Source organism: Mucilaginibacter rivuli (assembly GCF_019391655.1).
In the GTDB taxonomy this organism is placed as follows: Bacteria; Bacteroidota; Bacteroidia; order Sphingobacteriales; family Sphingobacteriaceae; genus Mucilaginibacter; species Mucilaginibacter rivuli.
In genome coordinates this window covers 805,815-822,004 of sequence record NZ_JAHXPQ010000001.1, presented here as the reverse complement: position 1 = coordinate 822,004, position 16,190 = coordinate 805,815, and the positions used below count along the sequence as shown (strand labels likewise).

Genomic DNA, 16,190 nt, shown 5'->3' with positions numbered 1-16,190 from the left:
ATCAAATACCATGAAAGATCTGAAATTAAGCACCGAACAGAAAGCTGCATACGATAAAGACGGGTACCTTATTGTAAAGAATTTTTTAAGCAGCGAAGAAGTTGGCATGCTTTACGGCATTGCCACCGGCGACGATGTGCTGAAAAATAAAGCCTTTGATTTTAACGATCAATCCGGCAAACGCACAAAACTTACGCTTTGGTTTACCCCCGGCGATGATGCCTATGGTTTGTTAACCCGCAGCGAGGCGTTGGTGCAGTCGATCCAGGATTTGCTTGGCGAGGGTGAGGTATGTCATTTTCACTCCAAACTGATGCAGAAAGAGCCGCAGGTAGGCGGTGCCTGGGAATGGCACCAGGATTATGGTTACTGGTATAAAAACGGGTTCCTGTTCCCCGATGCGCTCATCAGCGTAATGCTTGCCCTTACCGAAGCAACTGTAAAAAACGGTTGCTTACAGGTGCTGAAAGGTTCACATAAAACAGGACGTATTGAACATAGTTTTGTGGGTGAGCAGCAGGGGGCCGATATGGACTTTGTAAACGAAGCACTTGGTCGCTTTGAGCGTGTATATGTTGAGTTAGAACCCGGCGACCTGTTGTTCTTCCATCCGAACACCTTGCACATGTCCGAAGCTAATACTTCCGATAAACCGCGTTGGTCGATGATATCGGCTTACAACCTGAGTTATAATAAGCCTTTCCGCGAAAAGAATTTGTCCTGCATTACACCGGTGCAAACCGTACCCAATAATGCCATTATGGCTTCGGGAGCAAAAGGTTTATCTGCCGACAGAGATTTCCTGCAAAAGGAAGACGAAATTACGCTTAAAGTAAAATAACAGGATACCGCAAATTGGAACTTAAATTTTTTTGCCCCCGTTGGGGATGTGAGCAAATTAGCTGGAACGTATTTTGCCAACAGGTGAAAGACGAAGGCTATGATGGTGTTGAATATGGCATCCCTAACAATGTTGCCATAAGCGAATTAGATGAAGCATGGGATAATTTTGAAAAGCATAACCTCATAGCTATCCCGCAGCATTACGGTACTTACGATGCCGACTTTGCAAAACACTTTGATAACTACTCGGGCTGGCTTGATATGGTAAAGCCTTACAAAGCGCTAAAAATAGATTCGCAAACAGGAAAAGACTATTTTACTTTTGAACAGAATAAAAAGCTGGTAGAACGCGCGGCAAAGCATACTGCCGACTGTGGCGTAGAAGTATTACACGAAACGCACCGCAATAAGTTTACTTTTGCGGCACATATTACCTTTGATTATTTGACGCGGCTGCCCAACCTGCGTATCACACTCGATGCCTCGCACTGGGTGAATGTGGCAGAGTCTTTTTTAGAGGACCAACCCGATGCAATGGCCTTAGCCATTGAACGTACCGAACATATACACGCCCGCCTTGGTTATCCCGAAGGCCCGCAAGTACCCGATCCCGCAGCACCCGAATGGCAGGAAGCACTACAACATCATTTAAATTGGTGGGATAAGGTTATTAACCGTAAGCGGCTTGACGCTAATGCTTTGGTAACTATTACTCCTGAGTTTGGCCCATACCCTTATATGGTGCACCTGCCTTATTCGCAAAAGCCCATCTCAGATCAGTGGGCAAATAATGTTTATATGATGAATTTACTCAAAAGCCGGTACTTAGGTTTTTAATACTACATTTATTGTTGACCAATTTGCTGGCCTGGTAACAGATTCTGTTATTAAATGCGGATGAGATATACAATTGTTTGAAATAACACAATTGCCACAACAAATATATTTTTTAAGAGTATATTTCCAATATTATTTGTCTTAACTGTATAACATGGTAAGAAAAAAACTTACTGTGCCGGAAAAACAGTAATGTATGAAACCAGGAATTAAACTTTTGATGTCATTGTTTTTGAGCCTCCCGTTTGGCGTGTATGCACAAAACATGGGTGCAGATGAACGAAAATCAATGGAAAAGGCAAATTATGCTGGTTTAAAGAACCCGGGTAACGGCGTATCAGCCGCTGGTTTAAATTTACCGCCCGAAAAAATGCAATGGTGGGAAGACCAAAAATTCGGAATGTTTATTCATTGGGGATTATATGCGATACCTGCCACGGGAGAATGGACGATGTTCAATCAGAAGATACCTGCTGATGAATATGCAAAACTGGCTGATCAGTTTAAGCCGAAAAATTTTGATGCCAATGTATGGGCAAAGGTTGCCAAAGATGCGGGTATGAAATACATGGTTATGGTATCACGGCACCATGATGGTTTTGCTATGTGGAACAGTGCGGCAAGTTACCGCCATTTTGATAGCTGGGAAACCGCGGCCCATCGCGATTTTGTTAAGGAATATACCAATGCTTGCCGAAAGGCTGGTTTAAAAGCAGGCATCTATTATTCACCGCTCGATTGGCGTTTCCCTGGCTACTTTGACCCAAAGGGGCTTCCCGAAAATGCAGCTTTGATGAAAAAGCAAACTTATGGACAAGTTGAAGAGTTAATGAAAAACTATGGCAAGATTGATATTTTATGGTACGATGGTGGCTGGCTGGCACACAAAGGCAGCGATGCGGATGCCGCCTGGTTTTGGGAGCCGCTAAAACTTAATGCGATGGTTAGAAAATATCAGCCCGATATTGTAATTAATCCAAGATCAGGCATGGTTGGTGATTTTGAAACCAACGAAGGCGGGGCGGCAGTTAAAGGGCCAATTATCCCCATTCCATGGGAAAAATGTTTAAACCTTAACGGATCGAGCTGGGGATACAATACAACACAAAACCTCATGTCGTTAAAAGATATTATAACCATGCTTGTTAATACGGTTGACCGGGGAGGCAATATGTTATTGAACATTGGCCCCGACCCGGATGGTGTAATTCCGCCTGCGCATGTGGCCAGGTTAAAAGAGGTAGGCACATGGCTGAAAAAATATGGAGAAAGCATTTATGCTACCCGACCAGGGCCGTTTCAGCCTGTCGATGGATTTTACGGCGCTACGCAAAAAGGTAATAAAGTATACATTCATATTGTAAAAATGCCTGATGGCTCATCCGAAATTAACTTACCCCAAATTGGCAAAACGGTTACATCCGGTAAGGTATTAGGGGGCATGCCGATAAAGATCCTGCACGATCAGTCAGGAACCAGGCTTGTACTTACTACAGACCAATTAGATCCTCTATGTACTACACTGGAGCTTAATGTAAAGTAAATCTTATCATTTAAGTCAATAATCGGGATAGATCATTTTCCGGGCACCAATATCAGGCAAACTACCATTACCGCCTTGATTTGGCTTATCCACTGCGTTGAGCACACAAACTACCACCACCTTATCGCAAGGTACTTGCATGGTGCATCTTTAGCATTGCCAATACCATGCATCTCGTTACTATTAGCCAGGTAAATATCGCCGGCGGTGCCATTATAAGTTTTACCGTTAATGGTCATTTCAGTATCGCCCTCTAACATAATAATTAACTCGGTATCAAGGTGGGTATGTGGAGCATGGCTCGGGCCTTTACCCTTCAGTTCGGTAATGTGCATTTCCAGATGTCCCAGCATAGCGGTTGGCCTGTCAAAATATTTTATCCCCCCGCCCTTTGCCGAGGCTACGTATTTAAGCGAGTCGGCATTTAACATTACCGGCCCTCCTGCCTTTGCAGAGCGCTCCATATCAACCGGCTTTTTGGCTCTAAACATCATTACATAATAGGTAAGCGGCCCATCACCTACGTTTTCAATAGCCTGCATTTGGTGCGGGGGTATTAATATGATGCTGCCCTTGCCTAAAACTTTAGCGGTGGGGCCCATCGTAAATTTCATGGTACCTTCTTTAACAAAAATCAGTTCTTCAATATCTGTTTGCGCATGCCCCGGTTTAGCTACAGCACCTTTAAACTGTGTGGTGGCATGTATGTCAAAAAGTTCAAGTTCGGCGGTCGAACCGTTTGTTATCTTCCGGCCTTCTCGATCGCTACTCTTTGTCACCGGCATTTCAGCCCAATGAAACACACCTGAGGGGATAGGTTTTAATTGCGCAGCAGATCGAAACGCGATAAAGCCGCAAATAGCTGTCAACAAAATAATTCTTCTCATGGCTTTAAATAATATCTAAGATAGTAATTTGCAGGATAGTACAGACACTCCCCCGTTTTAGTAAAACATCGTATTCGGGTTTAAGATATTCATCAAAAAGCTTAAACAAATATTATCATTTGCCACTTTCACGCCGAAATAATAACTATCAAACTGACACATATTGCCTTTTTTCCCACTAAAAAGGGATTTTAGCGTGTACAAAATACACTGTAAAGTGCCTTTATCACAAAATTTTGATTGCTAATAAACCGTATCGCTCCTTTTTTACAAAGCGTATAATTGTTTGCGATACAGCACCCAATCAACATGTTATGTTATTTTAACATTGTTGTTAAAGCGTATAAAAATTACATTAATATACTAATTATCAAGTATTTACGTAATTTTTTACTTGTTTTTATCATTTAATGTCGCCTAAATTTACCCCTGCCAATTAACGGGGTCACTCCCATTGTAAACTTAGTAATGCTTAAATGACAGATCGTATTTATTAGTCTGCGGTTTTTGCCGTACCATATGAAAACCAGACAAGGTTTGGCCTTTCATAACAGTACAACTATCACTGTATTGTTCAAACCAATTAACACACAAACTTAAATTATGAAAAAACAAATTACTCTACTCATTATTAGTTTATTAGTAAGTTATTTTAGCGTTTATGCCCAAAACATCGCCGTTAAAGGAACAATAAAAGATGCCGGGGGCATAACCATTCCCGGCGTAACAGTAAAAATTAAAGGTACCACCACCGCTGTATCATCAGATGCTAATGGTAAATACAGCATCAATGCTCCCGCTACCGGCACTTTGGTATTTGCCAGCCTGGGCTTTACTACTCAGGAGATAGAAATTGCCAACAAAACCACCATAAACGTAACCCTGACCGATGCCAACAAACAACTGAACGAAATTGTTGTAATTGGTTACGGTACCCGGGCTGTTAAAGATGTTACCGGCGCCATATCGAGCGTTAAGGCCGAAAAATTAGAGAACGAAAACCCGACAAGCGTTACCGACCTCATCAGGGGCAACGTACCGGGCATTACCGTAGCCATGAATACATCTGCCAAAGGTGGCGGTGCCGGAGATATGCAAATTCGCGGTAAGGCTTCGTTATCGGCTAATACAACGCCATTAATTGTATTGGATGGTGTGATCTTTCAGGGGCAGATACAGGATATCAACCCAAATGATATTGAGCGGCTGGATGTTTTGCGCGATCCAAGCGCGCTTGCGGTATATGGCTCGGCATCTGCATCGGGCGTGGTAGCTATTACCACAAAAAAGGGTAAAAACGGGCCTCCGCAAATTGCTTTTAATATGAACGTTGGCGTATCACAATTACAAAAAAATCAGAAATACTATGACCCGGAAGGCTTTTTAAACTGGCGTGCCGATGGTGCCCGTAGCTCAAATACAACCAATCCGTATTATTTTTACAGCAACCCCAACGCCTTGCCCGATGGTGTTACCCTTGCACAATTTATGGGTACATCAACCGGCGACCCTACTACCGTTTGGTTGCAACGCTTAGGCTTACAGGCAAACGAGATAAAAAATTATTTTGCAGGTAACACTACCGATTGGAGTAAACTTGTTTTCCGTAATGGCTTGCGCCAGGATTATACGGCCAGTGTTTCCGGCCGTACAGACCTTACCAATTATTATGTATCTGCAAACTTTACAGATAATGAAAACCTTATTAATGGTGGCGAATACAAAAACTACCGCTTCCGTGTAAACTTTGAGGGTAAAGCGTCCAAATATCTCACCTTTGGTATTACCTCACAATTTGCCAACCGGGATGAAGGCGGCAACGAAGCCGACTGGAACCAGATCATCAATTCATCGCCATACGGTGATTTTTATAATCCCGATGGCAGCTTACGCCGTATTGATACAGATGATAGTGGTTTAAATCAGCGTAACCCGTTTTTGGCGACAGTTTATAATGAAACCATCGCTATACAAAATACACTGTTTTCAAACTTGTATGCCAAAGTAAAGCTGCCTTTTGGTATCCAATACACTGTAAATTTCAGCCCTGATATCGAATCTTATCGCAACTCAAACTTTATCCCTGTTGCTAACCCTAATGAGTTAAAGGGTGGCGAGATATCGCGCACCACAGAAAACAGGTATAAATACCAGATAGATAACATATTAAACTGGAACAAAACTTTTGGCATCCATAACATTGATATAACAGCTTTATTAAATAAAGAAAAATATCAAACCTGGTATACCGCTACTGCAAACTCAGGCTTAACCCCGAGTGATGTATTAGGCTCGCACAGCATTGGTGCCGGAACTTTACCTGTTGAAAGCAGTGACGACCGCGTTTACAACGCCGATGCCTTAATGGGGCGTATCAATTACTCGCTATTGGGCCGTTATATATTGACGGGTACCATCCGCCGCGACGGGTTCTCGGTATTTGGTTTGAATAATCCGCGGTCAACCTACCCTTCGGCGGCTATCGCCTGGATATTGTCTGACGAAAGTTTTATGAAGGCCGACAGGTTTAAATGGCTTAACTACGCCAAATTACGTATAAGTTATGGTGCTAACGGTAACCGTTTAACAACCGGCACTGCCGATCCTTCGTTAGCATTGGCCATTCTTACAACCGGTAAATATGCCACTGTAAGTTCGGCAGGTGTGGTAACAAACAATTCAACATTATTTGGCAGCTCGCTTCAAAATAGTGATTTAAAGTGGGAACGTACAACAGGTACAAACATCGGTTTGGATTTTACCCTGTTTAATAATCGGTTAAGTGGCAGTATTGATGTGTACAACCGCTCAACTACCGACCAAATAGTAAAACGTGCGCTATTAGCAGTGCAAGGCTATAACGATTCGCAGATACCTATTACAGGAACCACCTTTGCCGGCAATAACTCCAGCGTTTTAACAAACGTTGGGGAGGTTAATAACCGGGGTTTCGAAATATCGTTAAGTGGAAAGATCTGGAAAAGTAAAAACTTTAACTGGGATGCCAGCGGTACTTTTTTTGTTAACCGCAATAAAATTGTTCACTTATATGGTGCTCACCCGGTTATTGATGCATCGGGCAATACAACCATGGTGGAGAACAATGACATTGGCAATGGCTGGTTTATTGGCCATGATATTGCTGCCGTTTGGGACTATAACATTTTGGGCGTATGGAAAACCAGCGAAGCTACAGAAGCAGCCACCTACAGCGCTAAGCCCGGCGATTTTAAGCTGGAAGATCTTGACGGCAACCATGTTTATACCAATGATGATAAACAATTTCTTGGTTCAAAGACGGGGCAATTCAACTGGTCCTTACGTAACGATTTTAACATCTATAAAAACTTCGATCTTTCTATCCTGCTGGTATCTTCTATCGGGCAGCTTACGCAGTTTAATTCGGCGCTTAATAACCCCGGCAGTGTAGGTTTTGCCCGCATGAGTTCGTACGTTTTACCTTACTGGACAGCAGACAACCAAATTGACAATTATGCACGCCTTAGCTCAGGCTCAGAAGGTACTACCATCAACGTTTGGCGCAAATCTTCATTCGTAAGGGTTCAAAATGTATCGTTAGGCTATAATTTTAACAAAAGCCTATTACAAAAAATTGGCGTGCAAAGCGCTAAAATATTTGCAAGCTCAAATAACATGTTTGTTTATGCACCCGATTGGGACCTATGGGATCCTCAAAATAACGGGCCAACTCCCCGAATTTTTTCAGTTGGCTTAAACGTAACTTTTTAAACGATCATTGAATTTACTGTAGATATGAAAAAGATAAATAAAGGCATTGTAGTAGCGTTAACATGTTTCGTTACTATCCTTTCGGACAGTTGTACCAAACGAAGTGACCTGGTACCAGAGGCTCCGTCAAAACTTACGCCCGACGTAACTTTAACAACCCCTGCCGCATTTAAAAATGCAATTGAAAACCTGAACCTTACCCTGCGTATTGAGTATTTTGGAGACGCCGCGCCTATGCTTACTGAATCCATCTTCACCGATTCGGGTGTTGAAGGTACCACAGACAAAACTACCCCCGCGCAGGATCTGAACGCGCGTATTACCCCTACCGCTAATCTGGATAGTGATGATTATAACAAAATAGGCCGCTATTGGTATATGTGGTGGCAGGGCGTACATGATGCTAACGTTATCATCAGCCGTATTAACAATGCCACCTGGCCTACCCCGGCTGCCCGCGATGCAGTTTTGGGAGCGGCTTACTTTCACCGCGCGTACCGTTATTACCGTTTGGTACACCAGTTTGGCGATGTTCCTTTAATTTTAAAGGAAGAAACGGCAGTTAACGTATCCTATTACTCTACGCAACGTATGGTAATTTTGAAACAAATGAAAACCGACCTTGAGTTTGCAGCAACAAACTTGCCTGTGTCGCCCGATAAAGGCGAAATATCAAAAGGCGCGGCAAACCATTTGCTTACAAAAGTTGATTTAGCATTAGGCTTGTTTGACGATGCTATTGCAGCATCATCAGCCATTATAAACGGTCCTTATCATTTGATGACTACCCGTTTTGGCATTGTTGCCGGCGACCCTACGCATAATGTAATCTGGGACCTGCACCGCCCCGAAAACAAATCATTAGGAACAAATACGGAAGCTATCCTTAACGTGATAGACCGCGAAACATTAGATGGCGCTACGCCTAACGGTTCGCAAATTATGCGCAACAATGTACCCATGTGGCATAACGGAACTATTTTGACCCCGGGCCTGCACAAACCCGGTATTGTTGATGCGGTAACAGCAGAGTTTCCGCTTACTTATTATTATGGCCGTGGTATTGGCCGTGCACGCCCAACATCCTACGCTACACAACAAATATGGACAGATAGCGGCCCTGATCTGCGCCACGCACCGGGCAATTGGGTAAACATGACTGACCTTGTTTACAACAACGCGGCATTAAAAAGCGGCAGCGCTGCCGATCCTGCAGCCTACGGCACACACCTGGTACAATACACCGCAGCAACAGTAAACAGCGTGTTTTTGAACGGCGCTAAAGATACCATACGTGCATGGTTTAGCTGGCCTCATTACAAAATATTTGTAAACCCGGGCGGCGTAAACATATTGAATGCCACATCCGATAAATGGTGGAGTCCACCGCGTGGTACAAACACAGATTGGTATGTATTCCGCGAAGCCGAAACTTACATTTTGCGTGCCGAAGCATATGTTTGGAAAGGGCAACAAGCCCTGGCCATGGCCGATTTAAATGTGGTTAGGGCGCGCGCGCAGGCTACCCTTTTTACCGATCCAACCAAAATAACCATTGGAACTATACTGGATGAGCGCCAACGCGAATTATACTGGGAAGAACCCCGTAAAACCGAGCTTACCCGCATAGCTTTTATATTTGCGCAAACAGGCATACCATCATACACCGGTAAAACCTATAACGTAGCTACCTTCTCGCAGAATAACTTTTTTTACGACCGTATTATGGAGAAGAACGATTTTTATAAAAACCCTGCAGTGGTAACTAACTCAGGTAATCACTTCACCATTTCACCTTATCACGTTTTATGGCCAATACCACAGTCTGATATTGATTTGAATATAAATGGCCACATTAACCAAAGCAAAGGATACGCAGGCTCAGAAAGCAATATCCCGCCACTGGATAAAATACCATAATTAACCGCTTACTTTTTAAAGGCCGCCCAAGCTGCGGCCTTTTTTATGCTTACCTGCATCAGCCTTACTTAAAAAACAATGCCCCCCTGAAGCGATCACTTCAGAGGGGCATTGTTTAATGTTATTTTGGTAATGTTTATTTACCAAACTTATAAGCTAATGTAGCACTAACCATACGCGGCGGGATAGGGTTTACACTATAGTTTTCGTGAACTAAATAACTGATCTCGTTGGTAATGTTAGATACTTTCCCTAACAATGACCATTGTTTGAAAGCATATCCTGCAGAAAGATCATATGTGGTGAAGGCAGCAACAGGAATTATTGGCCCGCGTGCAGTGCCCGATTTAACTGAATTATAGCCACTGTTTCTGTCGCCGGTATAATATGCCGATGCGCCTAATTTCAGACCTTTTAAGTTACCTTTATAAAAAGTATAAAATAAAGTTCCGTTACCGGTATTTCCAATACTTCCTACAATACGCTCACCTTCTGTAATACCTGTAGCCAGTGTTTTGGTATAGCGGTAATAGTTGTAGCTGTAACCACCTAAAAAGTATAGGTTTTTCGATATTTTACCTGTTACATCTATTTCTAAACCATCGCTTTTGGTGCTGCCACTAAATTCTTTAATGGTGGCATCAGCATTGGGCGTTCCATCTCCTTTATATAATGCGGTTTGTGCAAAACGATTATTGGCTATTGTATAGGCCGTAACATTCAATGACAATTTACCATCCCAAAAATCATTTTTGATACCGGCCTCATATTGGTCAATTATTGATGGACCCAAAGGTACCAGGTTAACATCGGTACCTGTATTTGTGGTAAAGTTGTTAGCGTAGCTTACGTAAAGAGAGGTACTTTTTATTGGCTGGTATATCAAGCCGAATTTTGGCGAAAAGGCCTTGGCATCTGTACCAACAGTGGCGCTGGATGTAGTTACTTTGGTATCTTCGTTATATAAACCGGCCTGAGGCTGTTTTTGGTAGGTATACCTTATACCGGCCAGTACCTTAAATTTTTCAGTCACGCTGATCAGGTCCTGAGCAAATCCACCCATTCTATATACAGGTGTAAATGTATTGCTTATTATTCTTGTATCGGGTATATCGGTACGGGTAACATATGTTGACGGGTCGGTTAGTGTAACGTTACCATAATTGTAAGTAGCCGAACTGTTATTAATTAAAAAAGTATTACTGGTAGTTTGCGATTGATCTGCATCAAGACCAACTAAAAGTGTATGTTTAATCGCCCCGGTATTCACGCTACCGGTTAAATTGATTTGTTGGTTATTAGTATATTCTTTTGACTTTGAACGGGTAAGGTTACGTGCTGCAACACCATCTGCCAACGGAGCAAATGGGCGCTCTGCCGAAAAGTAATCGCGGGTATAATTTTGGTATGCAACTAACGCGTTCAATTTCCAGTTTTCGTTGAATTTATGAGTAAGATTGGCCTGCGCTGTAATTGTGTTGGTATTATTATAGGCCCATGTTGCATTTACAAAGGCATTGCGGCCAATATCAACAATTTTATTGGCTACAGTACCGATACCAAAATCGGGTGTGTAATTACTTTTCAGGTAATCGCCCTGAACTATTAATTCTGTTTTTGGGCTTATTTTAAACAATAGCGAAGGGTTAACATAAAAACGATCTGTTTTTACATAATCACGGTAGCTGTTGGCATTCTCTTTAGTTGCAATTACACGAAAGGCGATGCTTTTTGAAATAGGGCCGTAAACATCAACAATAGGTTTATAAAAGCCGTAGCTGCCTGCACGTAAGCTTACTTCGCCACCATAGTTGAACTTTGGTTTTTTGGTAACCAGGTTTACTACCGCGCCACCTGTAACACCACCGTAAAGTAGTGCCGCACTACCTTTTAAAACCTCAACAGATTCCAATGTACTGGCCTCCGGCGATCCGCCTGTTGACGAACGTGAACCATTTTTGAGTACATTGTTTGTGCCAAGGCTGTAACCGCGTGCAAAAAACGATTCATTTACCGAACCACGGTTCTCGCCTATGGCTACACCATTCACGTTTTTTATTACGTCGGCAAGGCGGTTGGCCTGTTGGTCGTTAATTACTTCACTGCTTATTATCTGGCTCGCCTGGGGCATATCTTTAGCAGATATACCACCCTTACCTAAACTAACAACCTTTTGGTTTGCAGACCTATTGGCCTTTATCTGTACTTCGGCAAGTTTATTGGCATTTTCTACCAGTTGGAAATCAGTTTGGAGATTTTTACCGGCTATAACCGTAATGGTTTTTTCCTGGGTTTGTAAGCCTGTAAAGCTTATTCTTAAGGTATAAGTTCCGGCTTTGATACCTTTTAGCTGGTAATACCCGGTTTCGGATGTAACGGTCGCTCTATTAGCTTCTTTAACAAATATGGTTACAAATTGAGCGGGGCTACCATCGCTGGTGGTTACCGTTCCCGAAATTGTGCCGCCCGCATTTTCCGCGAATGCCTGCAATTGCAGCACAACTAATAAAACAGTGATAATGTAAGTCAAAGGTTGATATAGGTGTTTCATATTCTTATTTAGATTAATTCTAATCAGCGCAAAAGTATATACCCCGATTTAAAATTCCAAATCTTATTTAGATTAATTTTAAATAAAAATAGATTAGCCAATATTCTTTGCTAAAAGTGTTTTTTACGACCTTTGGGTGCAATCTTAATCATGAAAAAAGTACTCTTACTCCTTTTATTATCGCCTGTACTTATAGCAAACGCGCAGGTGTTGCGCAACAGAACTACTAAACTAATGGGCAGCAGGTGGCAAATAACTATTGTCGCAAAAGATTCACTCACGGCCGAACAAAATATAGACGTCGTTATTGCAGAAGTTAGCCGCATAGAGAATCTCATCTCCGATTGGAAGCCCGAAACACAGATAGGCCAGGTAAACAGTAATGCAGGTATTAAACCTGTTAAGGTAAAAAAAGAAGTGTTCGACCTCACTAAACGGGCGCTCAATTTATCACGGCTTACCGATGGCGCTTTTGATATCAGCTTTGCGGCAATGGACAGGATATGGAAGTTTGATGGCTCCATGACGGCCATGCCAACACCCGAAGGGATAAAAAGATCAGTTGAAAAAGTGGGCTATAAAAACATCATACTGGATAGTGTACACTCTACCATATTTTTAAAGCTAAAGGGTATGAAGATCGGTTTCGGCGCTTTGGGCGAAGGCTACGCTGCCGACAAATGCCGTAAGTTAATGTTAGCCAAAGGTATTAAAGCCGGCATAGTTAATGGATCGGGCGATATGAGTACCTGGGGGAGGCAGCCCGATGGCAGCTACTGGAACATTGGTATCACCAACCCATTTAAAGAGGATACCATTATTACCGCCATACCCTTAAAGCAAAGCGCCGTGGTTACCTCAGGCAGCTATGAAAAATTTGTTGTTTTTAACGGCAAACGATATTCGCATATCATTAATCCGGCCACGGGCTACCCCGCAACCGGCCTCATTAGTGTAAGTATTTTTGGTCCCAGTGCCGAACGCGCCAACGGCTTCAGTACTTCTATGATGGTTTTAGGAAAAGATGCCGCGCTTAAGTTTATCAAGCAATTCCCGGCTTATCATTATATTATCATTACTGATGAAGGCCAGATCTTTTCATCGCCACAGTTACATTTTAAAAAGCATCAGCTCAACAAGTAACCAATCTTGCTAATAACAATCTGTACGTACCTGGTTATGCGATTGGTAAAAACTCAAACCCTTATCCGTCTTTGTTATACAGATAGTTTCCAGCAACCTCATCACATCTTTTTGCATGGTGAGTGAGCCACATATCATCAACACGCCGCCTTTTTTGAGCACGGCAGCTATAATATCCGCATCATTGGCTATCAGATCGCCAACGTATTGCCTGCTACCCTCGCGCGAAAAGGCGATACTCAGCTTATCAAGTTTACCTGCTTCCCTGCTTTCTTCAAGCAAGTTTTGATACATCCCGTATGATGCCTGTTCACGGAAACCGCAATACAAATGGCAAGGCACTTTTCCGCTGTTTTGGTTGATCATCCCTAAAAACGGGGCTATACCTGTTCCGTTAGATATCATGATCACTTGAGGCGCCCCGGTAGGGAAATGAAAATGCTCATTGATCGCTGTACGTGCACGTAGCTTATCCCCTGTTTTCAATCGGTGCAAAAACCCCGAACCAAGCCCGTCTGCATGCAGCCTGATACTTAATCTTATTTCGTTATCAATAACGCCAATAGAATATAGCCTTTCACGATGGTCATTTGCCGGATAAATTGCCAGCAAATCCCCGGATGTTGCACGCAGCTTCCGTTTAGCTTTTAAATTGATGGAGAATGTTCCATCATTGCGCGTAGCTGCAATACCGCCGGTTACCACAAAAGTATCCAGTTCCTGCTTTACACCCGGCGTTTCAGGCAATATGCCATTAATGGTAATACCTGCCTGCTGCGACCAGGCTTCGGCCCAGAGGCTAAACTCGGCAGGCGATCTGTCATTCACTGTATGAATATCCGTAAGCGCCGATGCCCAGTCCTGGTGCGATAGCAATTGATTAACCTCGTATGCAAACCTGCAAAAATCAGGATAGGCGTACGACCCGAAGCCCAGCACAGAATAGCTTACTTTTTGCGTTTGCTGGTATTTAGTTAGTAAGGCAGCAAATTTTGCAGCATTAGTTGGCGCATCACCCAGGCCATAAGTAGCGGTAAGCACAATAAGGTGTTCCGCTTTGGGGAAAATAGCATAGCTGTTCAGTTCGGTTAAGAATGATTGCTCTCCTGCTTTAATTAATTGCTGATGAATGCTGTTTGCAAAACGGAAAGTGCTGCCATTTTCCGATCCCACCAAAATAATGTATTTACTATCAGCAGCGGTATACTTGTTTTTAGTACGATTTGCCCTCCTTTTTAAAGTAATGGAAAAGCCTGAATAAATAAAGAACAGGATATTGCCCGATGCTACTGCCAGTATTATTGCCCATATTATGCTTGCCCGGCCGGTATGTAGTGAAAGGCTCAGGTTAGTAAACATTACAGCGGCAGGGTATTTAACCTCGCTCAATATATCACCGGTAAATTGATTAACAGCTATCTGGCCGGTTTTAAGTTTGAGGATATAGTAATCTTCCGGGAACTCAGAAAAAGGAAACTCAACCGATTCTATTTCTGAAAGCTTCGTATCTCTAAATACAGCAAAATCAGCGGCTGGCTTTTCGGGAGCTGATTTTATATTGTCAATATTAATCACCGGTAGCTTTTGGGCTTTACCAACAAGGCCAAAACGGGCCATTGATAAATACGTTCCGCTTAGCGCGATAATAAATATTGGTACCAATGACCAACGCCCCAGCACCACATGGTAATACTGGAAGAAATTGTCTCGTGCTATAACGGTAAAAAAACGCTTTATACTACCCTGCCGCTGGATGATGAGCATTGTCCCGGAAACGGTAATAAGCAACAAAAGGAAAGCTGTAATACCTATAAAAAAGCGCCCGGCCTCGTGTAAAAATAATGAGCGGTGCAGTGCCGTTACCCAATCAAAAAACTCGCTCTTTTTACCGGGTATGCCTAATACTTTTCCTGTTTGCGGGTCGATATAAGCTAACAGCTTTTTGCCTTGTCCATCGGTACCCTTTACCTGTACAAACCTGTTGGCATCAACCGATAGTTCCGTAATGCCCGGATAGGTTTTACGCAGTACAGGCAAAGTTTGGGCAAGCGTTAACTTGTTAAACCCATCGGCATTGTAAGGCTGTATTTTTTCGGTTATAGGTTGAAATGCAAGTATAATGCCTGTAACAGCAGCCAGCGTAAGTAATAAAAAAGAAGATACAGCCAATGCAAGGTGGCTGTATCTCCAAACAGAAATGGTCATACTTTAATAGCGATAAGCTTAGTTAGCACTAAAGCGTACATAACGGATATAGCCTGTACCATCATTCTTAGCGGCCAGCGTTTCTGTGGTCAACGGTATCTCCAGGTCTTTTACATTATAAGCTTTATCTTCAACGGCGCTTTCAAATCTAATTTTATATCCGGCGTTTATTTTCGAGGTTTCAATTTCTATTACGTTAACACTACGGTCGCCGCCGGTAACCGAAGCCCCGGTAATAGCGCTGATGTTAGAAGGGTTTTTAGCATAAAACTGGTGCCACTCTTTTAACGTTTTGTACCATTTTTTATTTGAACCCAATACGTACAGGGTTTTATCATAAGCGCCTTTACTATCTATCAGCGAAATAACAATGTAAGCGCCCTCGCCCATGTAACTGGTCATCTGTATCATGCACTTGTATTTGTTAGTGGCCTGGGCTACCGCTACTTCTGGTTTGGCAAATGTTAGCGCCAGTAACAAGGCAGCTATTGTATAAATTTTAGATATCATA

General features: G+C 42.7%; 10 protein-coding genes. 6 read left to right on the top strand and 4 right to left on the bottom strand.

The genetic code is table 11. The features are described from left to right. Window positions 1-10: 10 nt before the first annotated feature. The 3 genes from KXQ82_RS03555 to KXQ82_RS03545 all read left to right on the top strand — a co-directional run bounded on the left by KXQ82_RS03555 (window position 11) and on the right by KXQ82_RS03545 (window position 3,223). Window positions 11-841, top strand: coding sequence for a phytanoyl-CoA dioxygenase family protein (locus tag KXQ82_RS03555; protein WP_219486763.1), 831 nt, complete (start codon window positions 11-13; stop codon window positions 839-841). A 14-nt stretch (window positions 842-855) separates the two neighbouring features. Beyond that, the gene (locus tag KXQ82_RS03550; protein WP_219486762.1) at window positions 856-1,680 is read left to right on the top strand and encodes a sugar phosphate isomerase/epimerase family protein; all 825 of its coding nucleotides are present in this window, start codon (window positions 856-858) and stop codon (window positions 1,678-1,680) included. Between the two features lie 196 nt (window positions 1,681-1,876). Next, on the top strand, window positions 1,877-3,223 hold the full coding sequence (locus tag KXQ82_RS03545; RefSeq protein ID WP_219486761.1) for an alpha-L-fucosidase: 1,347 nt from the start codon (window positions 1,877-1,879) through the stop codon (window positions 3,221-3,223). A 110-nt stretch (window positions 3,224-3,333) separates the two neighbouring features. Here KXQ82_RS03545 and KXQ82_RS03540 read toward each other — a convergent pair whose 3' ends face one another. After that, window positions 3,334-4,110 (bottom strand): cupin domain-containing protein, encoded by a 777-nt coding sequence (locus tag KXQ82_RS03540; RefSeq protein ID WP_219486760.1) that lies wholly within the window; start codon window positions 4,108-4,110, stop codon window positions 3,334-3,336. 603 nt (window positions 4,111-4,713) lie between these two features. On the opposite strand from KXQ82_RS03540, the gene KXQ82_RS03535 reads away from it, so the two are divergent. Next, window positions 4,714-7,860, top strand: a complete 3,147-nt coding sequence (locus KXQ82_RS03535) for a SusC/RagA family TonB-linked outer membrane protein (RefSeq protein ID WP_219486759.1) — start codon at window positions 4,714-4,716, stop codon at window positions 7,858-7,860. A 24-nt stretch (window positions 7,861-7,884) separates the two neighbouring features. Further along, on the top strand, window positions 7,885-9,780 hold the full coding sequence (locus KXQ82_RS03530; protein WP_219486758.1) for a RagB/SusD family nutrient uptake outer membrane protein: 1,896 nt from the start codon (window positions 7,885-7,887) through the stop codon (window positions 9,778-9,780). 136 nt (window positions 9,781-9,916) lie between these two features. Here the strand turns inward: KXQ82_RS03530 and KXQ82_RS03525 are convergent, their stop codons facing one another. After that, the gene (locus tag KXQ82_RS03525) at window positions 9,917-12,331 is read right to left on the bottom strand and encodes a TonB-dependent receptor (protein WP_219486757.1); all 2,415 of its coding nucleotides are present in this window, start codon (window positions 12,329-12,331) and stop codon (window positions 9,917-9,919) included. A gap of 150 nt (window positions 12,332-12,481) precedes the next feature. Between KXQ82_RS03525 and KXQ82_RS03520 the strand changes: the two genes are divergently transcribed. Beyond that, window positions 12,482-13,474 (top strand): FAD:protein FMN transferase, encoded by a 993-nt coding sequence (locus KXQ82_RS03520; RefSeq protein WP_219486756.1) that lies wholly within the window; start codon window positions 12,482-12,484, stop codon window positions 13,472-13,474. A gap of 9 nt (window positions 13,475-13,483) precedes the next feature. On the opposite strand, the gene KXQ82_RS03515 is transcribed toward KXQ82_RS03520, so the two are convergent. Both KXQ82_RS03515 and KXQ82_RS03510 read right to left on the bottom strand, forming a co-directional pair. Beyond that, window positions 13,484-15,679: a PepSY domain-containing protein gene (locus KXQ82_RS03515; RefSeq protein WP_219486755.1), complete on the bottom strand. Its 2,196-nt coding sequence runs from the start codon at window positions 15,677-15,679 to the stop codon at window positions 13,484-13,486. An 18-nt stretch (window positions 15,680-15,697) separates the two neighbouring features. Beyond that, window positions 15,698-16,189: a DUF2271 domain-containing protein gene (locus tag KXQ82_RS03510; protein WP_219486754.1), complete on the bottom strand. Its 492-nt coding sequence runs from the start codon at window positions 16,187-16,189 to the stop codon at window positions 15,698-15,700. Window position 16,190 lies beyond the last annotated feature (1 nt).

Excerpts from the sequence above, each read along its gene's own strand:
- KXQ82_RS03520 (WP_219486756.1), top strand. The coding sequence starts at position 12,482 with ATGAAAAAAGTACTCTTACTCCTTTTATTATCGCCTGTACTTATAGCA.
- KXQ82_RS03540 (WP_219486760.1), bottom strand. The coding sequence starts at position 4,110 with ATGAGAAGAATTATTTTGTTGACAGCTATTTGCGGCTTTATCGCGTTT.
- KXQ82_RS03525 (WP_219486757.1), bottom strand. The coding sequence starts at position 12,331 with ATGAAACACCTATATCAACCTTTGACTTACATTATCACTGTTTTATTA.
- KXQ82_RS03555 (WP_219486763.1), top strand. The coding sequence starts at position 11 with ATGAAAGATCTGAAATTAAGCACCGAACAGAAAGCTGCATACGATAAA.
- KXQ82_RS03545 (WP_219486761.1), top strand. The coding sequence starts at position 1,877 with ATGAAACCAGGAATTAAACTTTTGATGTCATTGTTTTTGAGCCTCCCG.
- KXQ82_RS03515 (WP_219486755.1), bottom strand. The coding sequence starts at position 15,679 with ATGACCATTTCTGTTTGGAGATACAGCCACCTTGCATTGGCTGTATCT.
- KXQ82_RS03535 (WP_219486759.1), top strand. The coding sequence starts at position 4,714 with ATGAAAAAACAAATTACTCTACTCATTATTAGTTTATTAGTAAGTTAT.
- KXQ82_RS03510 (WP_219486754.1), bottom strand. The coding sequence starts at position 16,189 with ATGATATCTAAAATTTATACAATAGCTGCCTTGTTACTGGCGCTAACA.
- KXQ82_RS03530 (WP_219486758.1), top strand. The coding sequence starts at position 7,885 with ATGAAAAAGATAAATAAAGGCATTGTAGTAGCGTTAACATGTTTCGTT.